This is a genomic window from Streptomyces sp. NPDC051576, assembly GCF_040681835.1.
Taxonomy (GTDB): domain Bacteria; phylum Actinomycetota; class Actinomycetes; order Streptomycetales; family Streptomycetaceae; genus Streptomyces.
Genome location: NZ_JBFAZO010000004.1, coordinates 455,586 through 475,362, shown reverse-complemented (window position 1 = coordinate 475,362; position 19,777 = coordinate 455,586). Strand labels below are relative to the sequence as shown.

The window sequence follows — 19,777 nt, the reverse complement described above, 5'->3', positions numbered from 1 at the left end:
TCGTCGCGGTGGCGGCTGCGGTCGGACGGTGAGGGCGGAGGCGCAGGAAGGCGCAGGAAGGCGCGGGAGGCGCGGGAAGGCGCGGCAGCTGCGCCATGCGATGGCACAGCTCCGCGCCCCTGAATCAGCGATCCTGAACCCGCGCCCCTGAAGGGACGCCTGCCCTCGCGGTGTTACCAGGCGAAGGCCTCGGGGGACGGGCCCGGCCCCGGGAAGATCTCGTCGAGCGAGCCGAGGAGTTCCTCGCTCAGGTCCAGTTCCACGGCGCGCAGCGCGGAGTCGAGCTGTTCGGCGGTGCGGGGACCGACGATCGGGCCGGTGACACCGGGACGGGTCAGCAGCCAGGCCAGCGCGGCCTCGCCGGGCTCGATGCCGTGCTTGTCGAGGAGGTCCTCGTAGGCCTGGATCTGGGCACGTGAGGCCGGGTTGGCGAGGGTGTCGGCGGCCCGGCCGGAGGCACGGCGTCCGCCCTGGACCTCCTTCCTGATGACCCCGCCCAGCAGTCCGCCCTGGAGCGGCGACCAGGGGATGACCCCGAGGCCGTACTCCTGCGCGGCCGGGATGACCTCCATCTCGGCGCGGCGCTCGGCGAGGTTGTAGAGGCACTGCTCGCTGACGAGGCCGATGGTGCCGCCGCGGCGGGCGGCGATCTCGTTGGCCTGGGCGATCTTGTAGCCGGGGAAGTTGGAGGAACCGACGTAGAGGATCTTGCCCTGCTGGATCAGGGTGTCGATCGCCTGCCAGATCTCCTCGAACGGGGTGGCCCGGTCGACGTGGTGGAACTGGTAGATGTCGATGTAGTCGGTTCCCAGCCGCTTGAGGCTGGCGTCGACGGCCCGCCGGATGTTCACGGCGGAGAGCTTGTCGTGGTTGGGCCAGGCGTCGCCCTCGGCGGCCATGTTGCCGTAGACCTTGGTGGCGAGGACCACCTTGTCGCGGTGGACGGGGCTCTTGGCGAACCAGCTCCCGATGATCTCCTCGGTCCGCCCCTTGTTCTCACCCCAGCCATACACGTTCGCGGTGTCGAAGTAGTTGATACCGGCGTCCAGCGCCGCGTCCATGATCGCGTGACTGTCCGCCTCGTCGGTCTGCGGACCGAAGTTCATCGTCCCGAGGACGAGCCGGCTGACCTTGAGGCCTGTGCGTCCGAGCTGCGTGTACTTCATGAGTGACTAGCCAACGACTTCGAGTGCGCTCTACGCAAGGGGGGTCAGTCGCGGGGGAAGTCGTCGGTCTTGAGGGTGAGGCCGACGACGGTGTCGGTCAGGTGTCAAGGTCCTTGCCGAAGAGGACCTTCGTCTCGATCTCGTAGTCGCCCTCCTTGGGGTCGGTGTAGATGCGGCACCTTCCCTGGTAGGGGTCGACGATCACGTAGACGGGGACCTCCGCGGTGGCATAGGCGGTCTTCTTCGGGCCGTAGTCGTTGGCGGCGGTGCCCTTGGAGATGACCTCGGCGACGAACTCGACGTCCTCGCAGAGCCAGTGACCGCTCTCCGTCTTCGCGGCGCCCTCGGCGATCGCGGTCACGTCGGTCGCGAATCCGTTGAGGTGGCCCGGGTAGTCGATGCGGACGTCGGACTTCACGCGCTTCCTGGGGTACTTGGTCCTCAGTTGCTCATAAATATCCGCGATGATCTCCCAGTGGGTGTCCCGCTGTGGCGACATGAAGACGGTCCCCTCGACGATCTCGACCTTGTATCCCTCGGGGACGGGCATCTTTTCGAGCCGCTCGAACATCTCGTCCAGCGTGCCCGTGTCGTCGCTCTCGGCCATCGCGATCCTGTCTTCAAGGAGGGTCATCGTGGCGCTCCTCCCCGCCTGCCCTATGGACGGGTGCAGCCGCGCAGTACAACGATACGCACGGTGACCGGGATGCGAAGGGATCACGCCATCGACGCATACTTCATCTGCGCCACCCCCCGAACCGGCAGCTCCCTCCTCCTCGGTCTGCTCGACTCCACCGGCGTCGCCGGACACCCGCAGGCCTACTTCCGGGCGCCGGACGAGGTGGCGTGGGCCGAGCGGTGGGGGATCGGGCGCACGTCCCAAGGGGCCCTGGACTACGGCGACTTCGTGCGGGCCGCGCTGACGGCGGGCCGGACCGGCAACGGGGTCTTCGGGGCCAAGCTCATGTGGGGGACGCACGCCGAACTGACCCACAGACTCGCGGACCTGCACCCCGACCTCGCCGGTGACGAACTGCGGCTGCTGGAGCGGGAGTTCGGGGCGGTCCGGTTCGTGCATCTGCAGCGCGACGACGTCCTCGCCCAGGCGGTGTCCTGGCTGCGGGCCGAGCAGACCGGTGTCTGGTTCATCGGCGGGAAGGGCGAGATCGGAGGAGGAGGGAACCCCGAGAGGGGCCGGCCCGCCTTCGACCGCGACGCCCTCACCCGCACCATGCGGACCATCGAGGAGCACAACGCCGGGTGGGAACGGTGGTTCGAGGCCTACGGCATTGAGCCGTACCGCGTCCGGTACGAGGACCTCGCCGCCGATCCGTCCGCCGTCACCCACGGTGTCCTCGACTTCCTCGGACTCGGCGCCGGCCTGCCGCCCGGAGGGCAGATCACTGCCAGTCACCACCGCCAGGCCGACCGTCTCAACGAGGAGTGGATCGCCCGGTACCGGCTACTGCCCCTCGTCCAGGGGGTGTTCGGGGACGATCTGCTCGGGGTCTGTCTGCACGGGTCGGCCGTAGTCGGCGGTGGTGGCCTGCGGCCGGAGAGTGATCTCGATGTGCTCGTCGTCGTGCGGCGGCGGATGAGTCAGGATCAACGCCGGTCGCTGGTGGGAGAGTTGATGGCTGTCTCCGGTGGGGACAGCCGACCCGTCGAGCTGATCGTCGTCGTACAGGACGAGGTGCGGCCCTGGCGGTATCCGCCCAACTGCGAGTTCCTGTACGGGGAATGGCTGCGCGCCGGGTTCGAGTGCGGGGTCGTACCGGAGCGTGAAGTCAGCCCGGATCTCGCTCCGTTGCTCACCATGGCGCTGCTCGGGGACACACCGCTCTACGGTCCGTCGCCCGCCGAACTGCTCGACCCCGTCCCGCACGCCGACCTGTTGCGCGGGATCCTCGCCGGGGTGCCGGGGCTCATGGACGACCTGGACACCGACACCCGCAACGTCCTGCTGACCCTCGCCCGGATCTGGACCACCCTCGCCACCGGCACCATCCGGTCCAAGGACGGCGCCGCCGACTGGGTGCTCGAACGGCTCCCGGTGGCGCACCGGCCGGCGCTGGAGCTGGCGCGGGACGGCTATCTCGGGCGGCGCGAGGACCGGTGGGAGGACTTTCTGCCCCAGGCGCGGGAGTGCGCCGGGCTGCTCGTCTCGGGGATCGGGTCCGAGCCGTCGTACTCCCCGTACTCCCCTCCGAGCCCCCACGCCTGATGCATCGCCCCCGCGAACGCCCCCGCGATGCGGTGCTCGCCGGACGCGTTCGGGTGGGTGCCGTCGTAGGTGTCGTGGGTGACGTCGTACGCGTCGGGGAGGGAGGCGAGGAGGAGTGGGGAGCGCGGGTCGTCGAGGTCGGCGACCGCCTTCGCCTGGAGTTCGTTGAACAGGGTGACCTCGGTGGCGAAGGGGGCGTCGGTCCGGGCGCGGACGTTCGGGATCACCGGCAGGAACACCATCCGTATGGACGGCTTGGCGGCGCGGGCCTCCGCCACGAACAAGCGCAGGTTGTCGGCCGTCTGGGGCGCGTTCGTGTAGAAGCCCAGGTCGATCAGGCCGAGCGAGACCAGCAGGACGTCCGCCCGCTGTGTGCGCACCGCCTCGCCGATCAGCGGGGCCATGTGCAGCCAGCCCTCGCCCCAGCCGGCGAGGTGGAAGTGCGGGAAGTCGGGGTCGGCGTACTCGTACGACGTGGGCGTGTCCGTCGCCTTGTCGTACAGCGTCTCGCGCGGGCCGACCACGGCGAACGGGCCGCCGTAGGTCGCGCGCAGGTGCTGCCAGATCCGGTAGCGCCATGTGTGTTCGCCCGCGCTCCCGATCGTCATGGAGTCGCCTACGGGCATGAACCTGAGCATCCGCTCATGATGGACGATCGATCGCCGATCGACAGAACGGGTGCGGTGTGAGGCCCACCACGCCACCGGCCCACCACGCCACGTGCCCACACCGCCTGGCAGGCTTGGGGCATGCGTCGCTTCCTCGCGTTCCTCGGCGCCGGCCTCCTCGTCGGCGCGCTCGCCCTCCCCGCAGCAGCAGCACCCGCCGACGACGGTGGCGGCAAGGGCGACAAGGGGTTCACGATCGAGGACTCCAGGATCACCGAGTCCAGCGGGCTCGCCGCCTCGCACCTCCACCCCGGCATCTACTGGACGCACAACGACAGCAACGACGGCCCGTACATCTACGCCGTCGACAGCAGCACCGGAAAGACGGTCGCCACGGTCACGTTCAGCGGGGTCGGCAAGCCGCGTGACGTCGAGGCGATCTCCATCGGGCCGGACAACGAGATCTACGTCGGCGACATCGGCGACAACCTCGACGGGACCTGGCCCTACGTCTGGATCTACAAGCTGCCTGAGCCGAAGGTGCTCAAGGACCAGACGATCCGTGCCACGCAGTACGTCGTGAAGTACTCGGACGGGGCGCGCAACGCCGAGTCGCTGATCGTGCACCCCAAGACCGGGCGGGTCTACATCATCGACAAGAAGGAGGACGGCGGCCACCTCTTCGAGGGCCCGGCCACGCTCTCCTCCTCGGGGACCAACTACTTCAAGCCCATCGCCGCCGTCGACCTCTGGGCCACCGATGCCGCCTTCTCGCCCGACGGCCAACAGCTCGCCGTACGCGGCTACTTCGGCGGTGTCTACTACGACTGGAACGGCGGCAAGATCAAGCGCGAGGGGCGTCTCGACGTGCCGTTGCAGGGGCAGGGGGAGTCCGTCAGCTACTCCGCCGACGGGACCAAGCTGATGTACGGGAGTGAGGGCACGGACAGTCCCGTGCAGGCCGAGGATGTCCCGGGCGGGAGTTCGGGTTCCTCCAAGTCGCCTTCCGAGGGCGGGAGTTCAGCTAGCGGTGACGGCAGTGGCGGCGGCACGGGGAACAACGTGAAGGTGGGTGCCGTGGCCGTCGTGGTCATCTGCGGGGTCGTGTTCGGGCTGCGGCGCCGGGGCCGTCGTAGCTGAACTACCCGGCCTCGCCGCGCTGTTGGACCAGGACCTCCAGCCCGTCCAGGATGCGTCCGAGGCCGAACTCGAAGTGGTCGAAGCCCGCGGTGGAAGTGAAGGTGTCGGGGGAGAGGGACGCGAGGGTGGGGTAGGCGCCGGTCGCCATGGCCTTCTCCAGGGCCGGGACCTGGGCGCCGTAGAACTCCGCGTCGCTCAGGCCGGTGCTTCGCGCGGCCTCCTCCTGGTGGACCTGGGTGCGGGCGGCGCCGACGACATAGCCGTCGATCATGACGACCGTCGAGACGAGTTCCGGGTCGGGCAGGCCCATCGGGCGGATACGGCCGAGCAGGTGCTCCAGGGTGGCGAGGGCGCGGGGGCCCAGCAGCGGGCGGGACTGGTTGACGCGCAGCAGCCAGGGGTGGCGGCGGTGGACGGCGAGCGCGTCGCGGGCCGCGCTCTCCAGGGCGGCACGCCAACTGTCCGTGCCCGTATCGCCGTCGGGGCGCTCGGGGAAGCGGACGCGGTCCAGCATCAGGTCGAGGAGCTCGGCCTTCCCGGGGACGTACCGGTACAGCGACATCGCGCCGGTACCCAGCTCGGTGGCGACCCGGCGCATGGAGACCGCGTCGAGCCCCTCGGCATCCGCGATGTGGATGGCCGTGTCCACGATCCGGTCGACGCTCAGGCCGGGCTTGGGGCCGCGGCTGGGACGGGGGCCGGTGTCCCACAGCAGTTCGAGGGTGCGGTCGATGTCACCACTGCCGCTGGAGTCCGTGCCGTTCGCCGTCCCGTTCGCCGTCCTGTTCGCCGGCCTGCTTGTCATGGGGGGAGTGTAGATCCCGGGCACCGAAACCGAGTACACCGTACGCGTTATCGGATACGGTGCACTCGGTTCGGTTCGAACGCTCGGTACAGGCGGGAGGGAGGGCTCATGGGTGGCGACACGTACGTCGTGGAGGCCGAGGCGCTGGAGAAGCGCTACGGCGACAAACGCGCCCTCGACGGCTTCGACCTGGCCGTCCGTGAGGGCACCGTGCACGGTCTGCTCGGCCCGAACGGCGCCGGCAAGACCACCGCCGTGCGCATCCTCTCCACGCTCGTCCGGCTCGACGGCGGCCGGGCGACCGTCGCCGGTCTCGACGTGGCCCGGCAGCCGCGCCAGGTGCGGTCCCGGATCGGGCTGACCGGGCAGTACGCGGCGATCGACGAGATCCTCACCGGCCGCCAGAACCTGGAGATGTTCGGCCGGCTCTTCCATCTGGGGCGCAGGCGCGCCAAGTTGAGGGCGGCCCAACTCCTGCGCCAGTTCGACCTGGAGGCCGCGGCCGACAAGGGTGCCGGCGGCTACAGCGGTGGCATGCGGCGGCGCCTGGACCTCGCCGCGTCGATGATCCTCGCCCCGGCCGTCCTCTTCCTGGACGAACCGACCACTGGCCTCGACCCGCGCAGCCGGGGCGAAGTCTGGGAAGCGGTAAGGCAGTTGGTGGCCGACGGTACGACGGTCCTCCTCACCACCCAGTACCTGGAGGAGGCCGACCGGCTGGCCTCCCGCATCACCGTCATCGACCAGGGCCGCGCCATCGCCGACGACACCCTCGACGGCCTCAAGAACCGCGTCGGCGGCGACCGCGTCGAGGTCGTCGTGCGCGAACCCGCCCACATTCCCTACGCGTTGCAGGCGGTCGCCCGGGTCGCCCACGGCGGTCAGCCGGAGGCCGACATGGGGGAGTTGCGGGTCCACGCACCCGTGGCCGACCGGGTCGGCTCCCTGACCGAAGTGGCGCGGTTCCTCCAGCAGTTCGGCGTCCCGGTCGAGGACATCGGCCTGCGCAGGCCGAGCCTGGACGACGTGTTCCTACGGCTGACGGGCCGTCGTACGGAGGAAGAGCCGGATCCGGTCGCGGACCGGACGGCCGAGGAGGCGGTGGCGTGAGCGGCGGTGTGTCGACGGCGGAAGGGGCGAGCGGCCGCACCTACCGCAGGCGTCCCCAGCACGGTCGCCTCTTCTGGACGGTCGCGGACTGCTGGAACGTCGTCCGGCGCGGACTGACCCACTACCGGCGCCAACCGGTCAGCATCCTCTGGCAGTTGGGCTTCCCGATCCTGTCCGTGCTGCTGTACGGGTACGTCTTCGGCAAGGCCATCCAGGTGCCGGGCGGCGGGGACTACAAGGCGTTCCTGATGCCGGGGATGTTCGTGATGACGGTCGCCATGGGCTTCGTCTCCACGGCGACGATCTTCGTGAACGACTCCAAGAAGGGTGTCATCGACCGGTTCCGCTCCATGCCGATGGCGCCGTCCGCGGTGGTGGCCGGGCGCGGGGCGACCGATCTCGTCGTCTCCTGCGCGGAGTTGGGCATCATGATGGCCACGGCCTACGGCATGGGCTGGCGCCCGGAGTTCGGGTCGGGCCCCCTCTTCGGCCTCGGCCTCGGCTTCGTGAAGGCCGTCGTCCTGCTCCTGTCCCTGCGCTTCGCGCTCATCTGGGTCGGCGTCTGGCTCGGGTTGCTGCTCCCCGGCCCCGAACAGGTCGGCGGCCTCTTCGCGATCGTCTTCCCGCTGACGATGATCTCCAGCATCTACGTCTCCCCGCAGCAGATGCCCCACTGGCTCGGCCAGGCCGCCCTCTGGAACCCGCTCTCCTCGACGGCCGGCGCCACCCGCGCCCTCTTCGGCGCCCCGACCGGCCAGGGCACGTCCTGGCCGGAACAGCACGCGCTGCTGCTCGCGGGGGCGTGGCCGGCGGCGCTGACGCTGGTGTTCCTGCCGTTGGCGGTGCGGAGGTTCCGGCGGCTGAGTCGCTAGACGCCGATGGACGCCCGTTGTCCTGTCTCTTGACGTGTTCACGCGATGTGGCTTCCATGGGAGATGCCGGGTGATGGGAGCGCTCCCACATGTTCCGGGCCCGCGCCTCCCGAGAGGAAGCAGCGACATGTTCCGCAGTTTGAGAAGAGCGCTGTGCGCTGTGGCCGCGGTGCTCCTGCTCCCGCTGGCCGGCGTGGACATGGCCCGACCGGCGCACGCGGCCGAGACGGCTGACGCGCCCGGCGCCGGCTACTGGCACACCAGTGGTCGGCAGATCCTCGACGCGGCCGGGCAGCCGGTCCGTATCGCCGGCATCAACTGGTTCGGCTTCGAGACCGCCAACTACGTGGTCCACGGCCTCTGGTCGCGCGACTACAAGAGCATGATCGACCAGATGAGGTCGCTGGGCTACAACACCATCCGGCTGCCGTACAGCGACGACATCTTCAAACCGTCCACCGTCCCCAACAGCATCGACTTCTCCAACGGCAAGAACACCGACCTGCAAGGCCTCAACTCCCTCCAGATCATGGACAAGATCGTGTCGTACGCCGGTCAGGACGGCCTGAAGGTCATCCTCGACCGGCACCGCCCGGACGCCTCGGCGCAGTCGGCGCTCTGGTACACGGCGGCGGTCCCCGAGTCGACGTGGATCGCGAACCTCCGCTCCCTGGCGACCCGTTACGCCGGCCAGTCCACGGTCATCGGCATCGACCTCCACAACGAGCCCCACGATCCCGCCTGTTGGGGCTGCGGAGACGTCGCGACCGACTGGCGGCTCGCTGCCCAGCGCGCGGGCGACGCCGTCCTGTCCGTCAACCCCGACCTGCTGATCTTCGTCGAGGGCGTGCAGACGTACGCCGGTGTCTCCGGCTGGTGGGGCGGCAACCTGATGGGTGCGGGCCAGTACCCGGTCCAACTGACCGTGCCGGGAAGGGTGGTGTACTCCGCGCACGACTACGCGACGAGCGTCGCCCAGCAGAGCTGGTTCAGCGATCCGACCTTCCCGGCGAACATGCCGGCGGTGTGGGACAAGTACTGGGGTTACCTCTTCCGGCAGAACATCGCGCCGGTGTGGGTGGGCGAGTTCGGCACCACCCTCCAGTCGACGGTGGACCAGAAGTGGCTGGCCGCGCTGGTCGACTACCTCCGCCCGACCTCGACCTACGGCGCCGACTCCTTCTCCTGGACCTTCTGGTCGTGGAACCCCAACTCCGGTGACACGGGCGGGATCCTGAGGGACGACTGGGTGACTGTGGACACGGTGAAGGACGGGTATCTGGCGAGCGTGAAGGCACCGTTGTTCCCGAGCACCGGTACGGGGACAGGCGGGGGAGGAAACGGGGGAGGCGGAAGTACCGGTGCCTGCACGGCCGCATACACCGTCAGTAGCGACTGGGGGAGCGGCTTCAACGCGGCCGTGACGGTGACCAACACCGGCACCTCGGCGCTCAACTCCTGGAAGGTGACCTGGACCTGGTCCGGGGCGCAGCAGATCACGAGCATGTGGAACGCGTCGTACACGCAGAGCGGGGCGAGTGTCACGGCAGTGAACGCGGATCACAACGGGAGTGTGGGCGTGGGTGGTTCGGTCGGGTTCGGGTTCGGTGGGGCTCCCGGGGGCGGGAGCGTGCCGAGTCTGAGTTGTGCGGCGGGGTGAGGGTGCCGGAGTTCGAGCTCTCGTGGATGCAACAACTGCTGTGGTTGCCCTGACCGTCGCTCCGCAGCGTCACCGGGCAACTACAGTGCGGATGGGCCGTGTTCTCCGTCGCGGCCATCCGAGGAGGAGTCCTGTGCCATCGTCCTGCGACCCCCAGTACGCTCCCGTCGGTGACGTGGGAGCGGTGCTCATGCTGATCGACTCCCGGCTCAAGGCCGTTCATGACGGCAAGTCGGCGACCGACCCCGAACAGCAGGCGCTGATGGACCAGTTCATCGCGTCGCTGGGACCCGGCGGGCTCGACGACCTGCTCAACGGCGCGTGCACGCTCATCTATATGTTCATGACGTGGCTGAGGAAGGCCCACGAGAGCGAGGGCAAGGACGTCATCGAGTATGTCGTGCCGACCCTCGTGGCCACGATGCGGATGATGCCCAAGAGCTGTCCGCCCGAGGCCATCCCCATGATGGCCGGCCTGACCATCGCCGCGGGCAACGGCCTCAGCCCCAACCTGTGGCGCAAGCAGTACGGGGACTGGACCAAGGAGGAGATGACTCCGCTGGAGGCCACGACGTTCCTGCTCGCGGAGCACATCAACCGGGTCGCGGACGATCCCGAGTTCGCCACGCGCATGATCATGGATGCGCTGAGCCGGCTCGAGGGAATCGACGAGGACGACGAGGGCGACGGCTGAGTTGGCCGGACAGTCACGCGAGCGATGGCCACCGGTCGGCGGCCCACTCCAGCCAGTCTGACCACCCAGGAGGCGGACCTTCCACCTCATGTGCAGCGAGTTCCGTGGCGTCGGGCTCCTCGAACAGCGTCCTCCAGTGCAGGAGGTCCGTCTCGCTCATCACGAAGGTCTGATCAGGGGTGGTCGACTGGCGATGGGCGATCCGGGCATGTTGGGTCTTTTGATCCACCGGCACATACACCAGTTGACAGGACGCACCCGCAGACATCACCAACCAGCGGATCGCCGACCTCTCGTCACGAGACCAGCAGCCGAAGTCCAAAACTACGTTCGTTCCCAGCTTCAGCGCCTCCAGACCCAGCCAGAGCAGCCGTCCTTCCAGCACATCGCGCTTCCCGGCCGGCTGCGGATCGCCGAACAGCGGGATCATCCACTCATCCGGCGTCAGCCGCAGCGCGCCGTACTCCTCAGCCAGCTGTCGAGCTCGCGTGGTCTTTCCGGCCCCGGGCAGGCCAACCGTCAGGAAAAGCGTCGTCACGCCCAGATCGTGCCACGAAGGCCAAGTGATCACGGCGCGACCTATCGCGACCGAGCCGACGAGTGGCAGAAGAGTCCCAATGAACGGCGGAACCCGGGAAGGGGCTGGCCAGATGCTGCCGGTGTTGGACCTGGGCACCGATCGCTGTGCACCGCCGGTGGGACAAACATGCCACCTGCGCTTTGTATGGGGGCCGATGAGGGCTGGCGGTCCTTCGTCGGGCAGTGCTGAGGTCGAACCGGCTGTCGGAGCCCATCGCTGACCTTGACCGCGACCACTGGTGACGGCTGGATCGAAGGGCGGTCAATGTGATGGCGATGCCCACCGACGCGCTTCCTCCGCTGCGGCAGCAGGTTGCCGATGCCTACCTGAAGGTCAACGGGGCGCATCCGATGACCCAGGCCGACGACCGGTATGTCGACGAGTACTACGCTTCGTTGGAAGAGATCTGTGCCGCACAGTCGGTGGATCCGGACGAGATCCGCGGCCATATGCTCGCCGGTCGTCTTCCGCTGCCGAGCTACCTGCGCTCCGACGGGTCCGAGATCGGGTTCCGAGGCCGAGGCGGAGTGGGACGCGTACCTCAGCGGCCAGTACGTGTGCCTGAAGTCCGTGACACCGGCCACCATCCGGCGCAAGTCGCAACTGGTCGAGGCGATCCGGTCGGCGGTGGCCGAGCCCGAGCCGGGCTCGCCGGACTGGCGTGCACGCTTGCACGCACTGGTCGACGAACTCGACGAGCTTGAGCCCCCGTTCACCGGCTACGACGTATCGCGGTTCAACGGGCCGTCCTCCCGGACGACCTGCATCGACCAGGTGCGCGAGAGCTTCCCCCGGGCCGGGTCACCCCCGCTCGCACGAAGGTGACCCTCCCCCGAAGCTCCGGGCCGGCTACTTGCCGGCCAACGACGTGTTGGTGATCGGGAGTTTCCGCTCCACCCCCGCCACATACATGTCCGTCGGCGCCGTGCGCAGCGTGAACGTGTCGTCGTAGCTGGAGACGCGTACCGAGAGGACGAAGAAGCCGTCGTCCTCGGTGGTCACCTTCACGTGGGACTCCTGCTCCCAGTAGGTCTGGAGGAAGACCTCGGTGCCCTGCGGCTCCTCGCCCTTGGGCAGGGTGACCTTGCCCTGGACGGTGAGGATGTCGCCGGCCTTCACCTTCTTCTTGTTGACCGAGTAAGTGAGCGAACTGGCCTTGGTGTTGGCGTTCACGGTGGTGTCCGCGAAGTAGCCGTCCTGCGGGGTGTTGGGGTCGCCGTCCACGTCGTAGAGGGCGGTGATGTGCACCCCGTGCTGGACGTTGAGCAGGCTGCTGCCGGTCGTGTGGTCGATGTCGACGTCGGGGATGGTGAACTTCCCGTTGGCGTCGCTGACCGGCTTGCCCAGGTCGCGCGGCTCGTAGTAGTTGGGGTCGATGGGGTCGCCCCACGGGTTCCAGGTGGTGAACTGGACGACTTCCTGGACGGTGACGGGGATGTTGGGCGCCGGGGTGCCGTCGGCCTTGGTGACGGTGCCGGTGACGTCGACGTGGCGGTTGTCGTAGTCGGTGCTGGACGGGTTGGTGGTCACGGTCAGCACGTAGGCGTCGCCGGGAGCGGCGTCCGAGGGGGCCGCCGAAGCGACGGGCGCGGACAGGACGCCGGCGGCGAGCAGCAGCGCGGCGGTGGCGGCAAGCCGCGTCGACAGGGTTCTGCTGGGCACGGTCAACTCCAACTGTGGTCGGGAGTACAGGAGTTGCGCCGGGCGGCACCGGTTCCACCGCGACGCACCAGTTCGACCGGCGGTGTGGGGCGGGAGTTGTCCTCTGTGCGGCCGCTGTTACGCGGCTGTGGCGGGGGGTTGATTTGTCCGGGTTACGGGTTCACCCGGGCGTCGGTCAAAGTCCTCCCACCCGTTCTCTACGGCGACGAAAAGCGCCCCGCGGAGAGATCCGCGGGGCGCCTTCGTCGTCGTAGAACCGTTTGACCGGACCGCGACTACAGCTTCTCGATGACGTAGTCCACGCACTTCGTCAGCGCCTCGACGTCCGCCGGGTCGATCGCCGGGAACATCGCCACGCGGAGCTGGTTGCGGCCGAGCTTGCGGTAGGGCTCGGTGTCGACGACGCCGTTGGCGCGGAGGACCTTGGCGACCGCGGCCGCGTCGATCTCGTCGGCGAAGTCGATCGTGCCGATGACCTGCGAGCGCTTGGCGGCGTCCGTGACGAACGGGGTGGCGTGCTTCGACTCCTCCGCCCAGGAGTAGAGGCGGGTGGAGGAGTCCTTCGTGCGGGCCGTCGACCAGGACAGGCCGCCCTGGCCGTTGATCCAGTCGAGCTGCTCGGCCAGCAGGAAGAGCGTGGCCAGGGCCGGGGTGTTGTACGTCTGGTTCTTGCGGGAGTTGTCGATCGCCGTGGGGAGCGAGAAGAACTCCGGGATGTGGCGGCCGGACGCGTGGATACGCTCCGCGCGCTCGATCGCGGCCGGGGAGAAGACGCCGATCCACAGGCCGCCGTCGGAGGCGAAGGACTTCTGCGGGGCGAAGTAGTAGACGTCCGTCTCGGTGATGTCGACCGGAAGGCCGCCCGCGCCCGACGTCGCGTCGACGAGGACCAGGGAGCCCTCGTCCGCGCCCGCCACTCGCTTGAGGGGGGCCGCCACGCCCGTCGACGTCTCGTTGTGGGTGAAGGCGTACACGTCCACGCCCGCCTCCGCCGCCGGCTCCGGGTGGGTGCCGGGGTCGGAGGAGATGACCGTCGGCTCGGCCAGCCACGGGGCGAGCTTCGACGCCTTGGCGAACTTGGAGCTGAACTCGCCGAAGGTGAGGTGCTGCGACTTGTTCTCGATCAGGCCGTGGGTCGCGATGTCCCAGAAGGCCGTCGAGCCGCCGTTGCCGAGGATCACCTCGTAGCCCTCGGGGAGGGAGAACAGGTCGGAGATGCCCTCGCGGACCTTGCCGACCAGGTTCTTGACCGGGGCCTGGCGGTGGGACGTACCGAGGAGGGAGGTTCCGGTGGCGGCCAGCGCGTCCAGCGCCTCCGTCCGCACCTTGGAGGGGCCAGCGCCGAAACGTCCGTCGGCGGGCTTGATGTCAGCGGGAATCTGGATATCAGCCACGAGCCGGAGGGTATCGCCTCGGCGAAACCGGACGGAAACGCGTCCGTTCGATGAGACGGACCCTCCGGTCCGTGGACCAGTGGATCAGCCGCGCGGGGCCAGCCTCACCGGCAGCTCGAAGATGTCGTTCTGCGTCACCACCGGCTTGTTGCGCAGCTCGCTCGCCGGGACCGCCAGGTCCAGGTGCGGGAAGCGCTCGTAGAGGGCCGGGAGGGCCACGCCCGCCTCCAGGCGGGAGAGGGCCGCGCCGGGGCAGACGTGCGGGCCGTGGCCGAAGGAGATGTGGCGGTTCTCGCTGGTGCGGGTGATGTCGAACTCGCCGGCCGTCGGGCCGTGCGCCTGCTCGTCGCGGCCGATCGCGGCGTACGACACGATCAGCGCGTCGCCGGCCGGGAGGATCTTGTCGCCGACCGGGACGTCCTCCGTGGCGAAGCGGATCAGGACGTGCGAGGTGGGCGTGGAGTGGCGCAGGGTCTCCTCGATCACCGAGGACCAGTCGGCCTCGCCGGCCAGGACCAGGGCACGCTGGACGGGGTGCTTCGAGAGGTTGACGACCGCGTTGACGATCAGCGAGATCGTCGTCTCGTGGCCCGCCGCGACCATCAGCTGGAGCGTGGAGACGATCTCCTCGTCGGTGAGGTGGTCGCCGTTCTCGGAGGCCTGGATGAGGGCCGAGGTCAGGTCGTCGCCGGGCTCGGCGCGTTTGGCCGCGACCGTCTCGGCCATGATGCCCGCGAGTTCCGTGAGGGTGGCGATGACCTCGGCCGGCGGGGTCTGCGTCGAGAAGAACTTCTCGAACAGCTCCTTCAGGCGCGGGAGTTTGGCCTCCGCTATGCCCATGAGGTCGGCGACGACGAACATCGGGAGCGGGTACGCGAACGCCGCCTTCAGGTCGATCTCGTCGGCCTCGTCGCCCTGGATGCCGTCGAGGAGGCCCTCCGTCAGCTTCGCGATCCGCTCCCGCATCTGCTCCACCCGGCGCGGGGTGAGCGCCTGCGCGACCAGCGTGCGCATCCTGCGGTGGTCGGCGCCGTCCACGGTCAGCATGGAACGGCCGGGGTTGGCGAGTCCGATCAGCGGCCAGTCCGCGGGGATCTCGCCGCGCTGCCAGGCGCCCCAGACGTTGATGTCCTTCACCAGCCGCGGGTCCGTGAGGAGTTGCTTCGCCTCGGCGTGGTGCGTCACCGCCCACACGGGAACCCCGCCGGGCAGTTCTACGGCGGCCAGCGGACCGGCCTCCCGCAGCCTGGCGCTCTCGCCGTCCAGGTCGCCGACGAACGGGTCGAGGACTATGCGCGTGCTCATACGGGGGTGCCTCCAAGGGCAGGGGTCGGAGAGAACCGCACTGGCAACTCGGTCAGGCCTCGCAGCCACGGCGAGGGCCGACGGGTCAGGGACTCGGCGGGGACCGCCAGGTCGATGTCGGGGAGGCGGTCCAGTACGACCTCGATGCCCGTCCGCGCGATGACCTCGGCGACCTCCTGCGCGGGGAAGGGGCACCGGTGTTCGCCGTGCCCGAAGGAGAAGTGCGCGTTGTTGCCGCCGGTGAGCGCGGAGTGGTCGGTGCGGACCTGGGGGTCGGAGTTGGCGCCCTGGAGGCCGAGGAGCAGCAGGTCGCCGGTGCGGATGCGACGGCCGCCGAGCTGGGTGTCGCGGGAGGCCCAGCGCCCGGCCACGTTCTGGGTGGGGGTGTCCTCCCACAGCACCTCGTTCATCGCCTCGGCGACACTGTTGCGGCCGCCGAACAGCGAGGCCGCGAACCGGTCGTCGGTCAGCATCAGGCGCAGCGAGTTGCCGATCCAGTCGGCGGTCGGCTGGTGGCCCGCCGCCATCATCACCATCAGGTCCTGGGCGATCTCCACGTCGGAGAAGCCGGTGGCGTGCGTGAGCATGCGCGAGACGACGTCGTCGGCGGGTGCCGCCTTCCGGTCGGCCAGCAACTGCCCCATGGACGTGGCCAGATGGGTCTGGCCTGCGATCGCCCGCTCACGTCCGTCGATCATGTCGTTCAACGCCGTCACCAGGCCCGGACCCTGCTCGTCCGCGAAGCCGTAGAGCCGGGCCAGGACCCGTACCGGCAGCAGCATCGCGTAGTCGCCGACGATGTCCGCCTCGCCCTTGGCGCAGATCCCGTCGATCAGCTCGTCCGCGAACTTCTCGGCGTAGGAACGGAGTTCGGACGGGTCTACGGCCTCCAGCGCGTCGCTGATCATGCCGACGCGGTCGCGGTGGCGCTCGCCGACCGTGTAGAGGATCGACGGCTGCTTGCGGCCGATCATCGGGAGCAGCGGCCAGTCGTCGGGGATGCGGTCCCACTGGTTCCACAGGTCCGAGTCACGGCTGAACAGCACCGGATCGCCGGTGACTTGGTGCAGCTCGCGGTAGCCGAGCACCAGCCAGGCCGGGACGTCGCCGTCGAGCACCACCGGGGTCACGGCGCCGTGCTCGCGCCGCATCTCCCGGTACAGCCGCGCCGGTTCGGTCTGGAACCTGGGTCCACTCAGCGGTACGGGCGCGGGGGCGGGCGCGGTCACAGGGCCAACTCCTGGTGGGGTACGTGGGCTTGGGCGTCGTAGCGACCGCTGTGGTGGTTCCTGACATGCTCGACGAGCGTGATCAGGACCTGCTTCGCGGACGCGCGGGAGCGGGCGTCGCAGTCCAGGAGCGGGACATGCGGGTCGAGGTCGAGGGCCTCGCGGATCTGGTGCGGGGCGTAGGCGGGGCCGCCGAAGTCGTTGCAGGCCACGATGAACGGTGTGCCGTGGTGTTCGAGGCGGTCGATGGCGTACCAGGAGTCGTCGATCCGGCGGGTGTCGACGAGGACGACCGCGCCCAGCGTCCCGGAGAACAGCCGGTCCCACAGGAACCAGAACCGCTGCTGGCCGGGGGCGCCGAACAGGTACAGCACATTGCGGGCGTCGAGCGTGATGCGGCCGAAGTCGAAGGCGACGGTGGTCGCGGACTTGCCGCGCACCTCGCTGATGTCGTCGACGGCCTCGCCGGCCTTCGTCATCGTCTCCTCGGTGTTGAGGGGACGTATCTCGCTGACCGAACGGACCAGCGTGGTCTTGCCGACGCCGAAGCCGCCCACGACCACGATCTTCAGGCCGTTGTCGGCGGAGGCACCCAGCGGGGTGCGCGCGTCAGAGGTTGCGGAGTCCAACGAGCACCTGTTCCAGGACGTCGGGATCGAGAACCGTCTCGCGCGGGTGCCGGGCGCTGACCCGGCCGGCCGCGAGAAGGTCGGAGAGGAGAATCTTGGTGATGCTCACCGGGAGCTTGAGTTCGGCCGCCAACTCCACTACTGACGTGGGGTGTTCGGTGATCCGCAGGATCGCCGCGTGCTCCGACTGCATACCGGTCACCGGATCGCACTCGGCGACCACCAGGGTCACCAGGTCGAACGGGCTGTCCGGTCCGGAACGGGCGCGGCCTCCGGTGAGCGTGTAGAGGCGGTCGGGTGAGTCGTCCCTGCCGGGGCGGCTCATGACGTACGGGGTTCCGCGCGCAGGTGCTCGCCGAGCTGTTCGACCAGCTCGCTCATGTTGTGCCCGATCAGACCCGCGTCCGCGTCCTCCGTGGTGACGAGGGCCAGGTGCGCGCCCTCGCCCGCCTCGACGATGAACAGCACCCCGCCGTAGAACTCGGTCATCGCGGAGCGCACACCCCCGCTGCCGTCCCCGAACTCCACGGACGCGCCGTGCGACAGCGACTGGATTCCGGCGGCGATCGCGGCGAGCTGGTCGGCCTGGTCGACGGAGAGTTCGGGCGTCCGGCACAGCTTCAGGCCGTCCCGGGACAGCACGAGCGCGTGCCGCGCGCCCGGGGTGCGCTCCAGGAGGCCCTCGATGAGCCAGGTGAGCTTCTCGTCGGCGGTGGTCGTGCCGGTCATGAGGTGGGGTTGCCTTCCGGGTGAGAGAGGGAGGTGGGGGAGGCGACGGCGGGCTCTGCCGACTCGGGGTCGTCCGCCTCGGTGTCGGACGTGAGCTGTTCGGACATCGCGCCGCGTACGGCCTGCCGGAAGCTGTTGAAGCGCGCGGTCCGCGCCAGGGTGTCGTCGGCCGAGGGCGCCGGGCGCGTCTCGGAGGCCGCGGCCTCCGCACGCCCGCGTGACCGCTCGGCCTCCGCGAGCGCCTGACCCCGGCGCCGCCTGGGCAGCCCGTCCGGCAGGGCGCCCGCCGCGTCCGGCACCGGCTCGGAGGGGGTGCCCCGGTCCGCCGACTCGTGCGTGGGGACCGGGTCGGGGTCCAGATCGTCGAGGGTGCGCCCGGCGGCGTACGACATCCACGGCTTCTCTGACTTCTCAGGCTTCCCTGGCTCCTCTACGGCGACGGGCTCGGGAACCGTCTCCGGCTTCTGCTCCTGTACGACGGCCGGGGGCTCGGGGAGCGCGAGGGACGTCTGCGGTGCCGCCGGGGTGTCCTGGGGCACCAGGATGTCCTGCGGTACGAGCATCAGGACACCCGTGCCGCCGCGCGCGGAGGGCCGGTACGACACCTTCAGGCCGTACTTGCGGGCCAGCCGGCCGACGACCGCGAGGCCCAGCCGGGTGCCGGTGAGGCCGCCCAGTTCGGCGGAGTCACCGCTCACCGCCCGTTCGGCGCGGCGCAGTTGGATGTCGCCCATGACCAGGCCGCTGTCCTCGACGGAGACGATGACCCCGGCGGGCACCTCCTCGACGTACACATGCACTTCGGCGCTCGGCGGCGAGAAGTTCGCGGCGTTGTCGAGGAGTTCGGCGAGCGCGTGCATCACTCCCTCGGCAGCGTGCCCGGCGACGGCGGCATCGCTCGCGGAGTGCACGCGCACCCGCTGGTAGCCGCTGATCCGGCCCATCGCGCCGCGCAGGATCGACTCCATGGCGATCGGGCGGGCCCAACGGCGGCCCGAGCGGGCGCCCGTGAGCACGGCGACGGAGTCGGCCAGCCGGCCCGCCTGCGCGGTGCGGTGGTCGAGATGGAGCAGGTCGGCGAGGACGTCCTCGTCGGAGTGCCGCTCCTCCATGCCCCGCAGGTCGGCGAGCATGCCGGTGGCCAACGCCTGCATCCGGCCCGCCGCGTTGGCGGTCGCGGAGAGCGCGGCGGCACGGTCCTGGGCGTCCCGGCGGGCCCGCTCGGACAACTGCTTGTTCTCGGCGGTGAGTCGGGCGCGTTCCTCGGCGTTCTCCTCGGTGAGGCGGGTGCGCTCCTGAGCGAAGGAGGTGGTGAGCCGCGTGCGCTCCTGGGCGAACTCGGAGATCAACCGGGCGCGTTCCTGCGAGAGTTCGGCCGTCAGCCGGGCCCGCTCGTGGGTCAGCTCCTCGGTCAGTTGCACGCGCTCCCGGTCCAACTCCGTGCTCAGCCGGGCCCGTTCCTGCAACAGCCGCCCGGCGTCCAGGGTGACGGCCTCCAGCCGGCGGCGGGTGATCCGGGCCGTCTGATAGGCGTGCGCGGCGATCGCGACGGCCGCGCACAGCAGCAGCGCGGCGGCGCCCGCACCGCAGGCGAGCGGGAGGCGCTTCGCGGCCGGTGTCACATAGACCGCGCCGGCGACCGCGAGTCCGGCCAGTACGGCGGTGAACAGCGGGGCGGGGGCGACGGTGCGGAAGGTGGGTCGTTCGCCGGGAAGTATGGGGGCGGTCATGAAGGGGGTCCTCGGTCGGGTCCTCGGGCGTCTTTGGGCGTGTCCTCGGGGGGTGCTCGTCGGGTTCCTGGGCGAGAAGCGACACCGGTGCTCAACTGACGGTCACTATATGAGAGTTAGTGATCGAACTGGGTAGGTTCTGGATGCGTTTACGGAATCCGCGCGTCGGCGGTACGAAGTTTCCCGGAACGATTCCCCGAACGCCGGGCCGTCACTGTCAGTGGCCGGGTGCATGCTGGG

18 protein-coding genes and 2 pseudogenes are annotated in these 19,777 nt (G+C 69.6%); 7 read left to right on the top strand and 13 right to left on the bottom strand.

The window, feature by feature from the left end; translation table 11 throughout:
• Positions 1-173: 173 nt before the first annotated feature.
• Positions 174-1,166: an aldo/keto reductase gene (locus AB0M63_RS15825; protein WP_355905853.1), complete on the bottom strand. Its 993-nt coding sequence runs from the start codon at positions 1,164-1,166 to the stop codon at positions 174-176.
• A gap of 44 nt (positions 1,167-1,210) precedes the next feature.
• Positions 1,211-1,800: pseudogene (locus AB0M63_RS15820) on the bottom strand (Uma2 family endonuclease).
• A 72-nt stretch (positions 1,801-1,872) separates the two neighbouring features.
• On the opposite strand from AB0M63_RS15820, the pseudogene AB0M63_RS15815 reads away from it, so the two are divergent.
• Positions 1,873-3,285 (top strand): annotated as a pseudogene (locus AB0M63_RS15815) (Stf0 family sulfotransferase); the annotation flags it as partial.
• On the opposite strand, the gene AB0M63_RS15810 reads toward AB0M63_RS15815, so the two are convergent.
• Complete coding sequence (locus tag AB0M63_RS15810) at positions 3,258-4,028, bottom strand: GDSL-type esterase/lipase family protein (protein WP_366019757.1); 771 nt, start codon at positions 4,026-4,028, stop codon at positions 3,258-3,260. The pseudogene AB0M63_RS15815 and the gene AB0M63_RS15810 sit on opposite strands and share 28 nt — an antisense overlap.
• Positions 4,029-4,139: 111 nt before the next feature.
• Here AB0M63_RS15810 and AB0M63_RS15805 point away from each other — a divergent pair, with 111 nt between their 5' ends.
• Positions 4,140-5,138 (top strand): WD40 repeat domain-containing protein, encoded by a 999-nt coding sequence (locus AB0M63_RS15805; RefSeq protein ID WP_366019755.1) that lies wholly within the window; start codon positions 4,140-4,142, stop codon positions 5,136-5,138.
• 1 nt (position 5,139) lies between these two features.
• Here AB0M63_RS15805 and AB0M63_RS15800 read toward each other — a convergent pair whose 3' ends face one another.
• Positions 5,140-5,943, bottom strand: coding sequence for a TetR/AcrR family transcriptional regulator (locus AB0M63_RS15800; protein WP_366019754.1), 804 nt, complete (start codon positions 5,941-5,943; stop codon positions 5,140-5,142).
• Positions 5,944-6,051: 108 nt separating this feature from the next.
• Between AB0M63_RS15800 and AB0M63_RS15795 the strand changes: the two genes are divergently transcribed.
• The 4 genes from AB0M63_RS15795 to AB0M63_RS15780 all read left to right on the top strand — a co-directional run bounded on the left by AB0M63_RS15795 (position 6,052) and on the right by AB0M63_RS15780 (position 10,279).
• Positions 6,052-7,053: an ATP-binding cassette domain-containing protein gene (locus AB0M63_RS15795; RefSeq protein WP_366019753.1), complete on the top strand. Its 1,002-nt coding sequence runs from the start codon at positions 6,052-6,054 to the stop codon at positions 7,051-7,053.
• A gap of 8 nt (positions 7,054-7,061) precedes the next feature.
• Positions 7,062-7,925 carry an ABC transporter permease gene (locus AB0M63_RS15790; RefSeq protein WP_366019939.1) on the top strand — a complete coding sequence of 288 codons (864 nt, stop codon included), beginning with the start codon at positions 7,062-7,064 and terminating at the stop codon, positions 7,923-7,925.
• A 127-nt stretch (positions 7,926-8,052) separates the two neighbouring features.
• On the top strand, positions 8,053-9,585 hold the full coding sequence (locus AB0M63_RS15785; RefSeq protein ID WP_366019752.1) for a cellulase family glycosylhydrolase: 1,533 nt from the start codon (positions 8,053-8,055) through the stop codon (positions 9,583-9,585).
• 133 nt (positions 9,586-9,718) lie between these two features.
• A complete protein-coding gene (locus AB0M63_RS15780; RefSeq protein WP_355905834.1) occupies positions 9,719-10,279 on the top strand; it encodes a hypothetical protein in 561 nt (186 codons plus the stop codon).
• A gap of 13 nt (positions 10,280-10,292) precedes the next feature.
• Here the strand turns inward: AB0M63_RS15780 and AB0M63_RS15775 are convergent, their stop codons facing one another.
• Positions 10,293-10,817: an ATP-binding protein gene (locus AB0M63_RS15775; RefSeq protein ID WP_366019751.1), complete on the bottom strand. Its 525-nt coding sequence runs from the start codon at positions 10,815-10,817 to the stop codon at positions 10,293-10,295.
• Between the two features lie 612 nt (positions 10,818-11,429).
• Here AB0M63_RS15775 and AB0M63_RS15770 point away from each other — a divergent pair.
• A complete protein-coding gene (locus AB0M63_RS15770; protein WP_366019750.1) occupies positions 11,430-11,684 on the top strand; it encodes a DUF6058 family natural product biosynthesis protein in 255 nt (84 codons plus the stop codon).
• Positions 11,685-11,708: 24 nt separating this feature from the next.
• Here AB0M63_RS15770 and AB0M63_RS15765 read toward each other — a convergent pair whose 3' ends face one another.
• The 8 genes from AB0M63_RS15765 to AB0M63_RS15730 form a co-directional block, all read right to left on the bottom strand.
• Positions 11,709-12,521, bottom strand: coding sequence for an acyl carrier protein (locus tag AB0M63_RS15765; RefSeq protein ID WP_366019749.1), 813 nt, complete (start codon positions 12,519-12,521; stop codon positions 11,709-11,711).
• Between the two features lie 275 nt (positions 12,522-12,796).
• Positions 12,797-13,915 (bottom strand): phosphoserine transaminase, encoded by a 1,119-nt coding sequence (gene serC, locus AB0M63_RS15760; RefSeq protein ID WP_355905822.1) that lies wholly within the window; start codon positions 13,913-13,915, stop codon positions 12,797-12,799.
• An 84-nt stretch (positions 13,916-13,999) separates the two neighbouring features.
• On the bottom strand, positions 14,000-15,220 hold the full coding sequence (locus AB0M63_RS15755; protein WP_366019748.1) for a cytochrome P450: 1,221 nt from the start codon (positions 15,218-15,220) through the stop codon (positions 14,000-14,002).
• The gene (locus tag AB0M63_RS15750) at positions 15,217-16,449 is read right to left on the bottom strand and encodes a cytochrome P450 (RefSeq protein ID WP_366019747.1); all 1,233 of its coding nucleotides are present in this window, start codon (positions 16,447-16,449) and stop codon (positions 15,217-15,219) included. The genes AB0M63_RS15755 and AB0M63_RS15750 overlap by 4 nt, the downstream gene beginning before the upstream one ends.
• Positions 16,446-17,078 (bottom strand): ATP/GTP-binding protein, encoded by a 633-nt coding sequence (locus AB0M63_RS15745; protein WP_366019746.1) that lies wholly within the window; start codon positions 17,076-17,078, stop codon positions 16,446-16,448. The genes AB0M63_RS15750 and AB0M63_RS15745 overlap by 4 nt, the downstream gene beginning before the upstream one ends.
• Entirely contained in the window at positions 17,059-17,403 is a 345-nt protein-coding gene (locus AB0M63_RS15740) for a DUF742 domain-containing protein (protein ID WP_355905810.1), read from the bottom strand. The genes AB0M63_RS15745 and AB0M63_RS15740 overlap by 20 nt, the downstream gene beginning before the upstream one ends.
• Entirely contained in the window at positions 17,400-17,807 is a 408-nt protein-coding gene (locus AB0M63_RS15735; protein ID WP_266771250.1) for a roadblock/LC7 domain-containing protein, read from the bottom strand. The genes AB0M63_RS15740 and AB0M63_RS15735 overlap by 4 nt, the downstream gene beginning before the upstream one ends.
• On the bottom strand, positions 17,804-19,537 hold the full coding sequence (locus AB0M63_RS15730) for an ATP-binding protein (protein ID WP_366019745.1): 1,734 nt from the start codon (positions 19,535-19,537) through the stop codon (positions 17,804-17,806). Before AB0M63_RS15730 ends, AB0M63_RS15735 begins: the two co-directional genes overlap by 4 nt.
• Between the last annotated feature and the right edge of the window lie 240 nt (positions 19,538-19,777).

Bases quoted from the DNA above. Each gene is read 5' to 3' on its own strand.
- AB0M63_RS15810 (WP_366019757.1), bottom strand. From the start codon at position 4,028: ATGCTCAGGTTCATGCCCGTAGGCGACTCCATGACGATCGGGAGCGCG.
- AB0M63_RS15730 (WP_366019745.1), bottom strand. From the start codon at position 19,537: ATGACCGCCCCCATACTTCCCGGCGAACGACCCACCTTCCGCACCGTC.
- AB0M63_RS15800 (WP_366019754.1), bottom strand. From the start codon at position 5,943: ATGACAAGCAGGCCGGCGAACAGGACGGCGAACGGGACGGCGAACGGC.
- AB0M63_RS15825 (WP_355905853.1), bottom strand. From the start codon at position 1,166: ATGAAGTACACGCAGCTCGGACGCACAGGCCTCAAGGTCAGCCGGCTC.
- AB0M63_RS15740 (WP_355905810.1), bottom strand. From the start codon at position 17,403: ATGAGCCGCCCCGGCAGGGACGACTCACCCGACCGCCTCTACACGCTC.
- AB0M63_RS15805 (WP_366019755.1), top strand. From the start codon at position 4,140: ATGCGTCGCTTCCTCGCGTTCCTCGGCGCCGGCCTCCTCGTCGGCGCG.
- AB0M63_RS15785 (WP_366019752.1), top strand. From the start codon at position 8,053: ATGTTCCGCAGTTTGAGAAGAGCGCTGTGCGCTGTGGCCGCGGTGCTC.
- AB0M63_RS15795 (WP_366019753.1), top strand. From the start codon at position 6,052: ATGGGTGGCGACACGTACGTCGTGGAGGCCGAGGCGCTGGAGAAGCGC.
- AB0M63_RS15735 (WP_266771250.1), bottom strand. From the start codon at position 17,807: ATGACCGGCACGACCACCGCCGACGAGAAGCTCACCTGGCTCATCGAG.
- AB0M63_RS15755 (WP_366019748.1), bottom strand. From the start codon at position 15,220: ATGAGCACGCGCATAGTCCTCGACCCGTTCGTCGGCGACCTGGACGGC.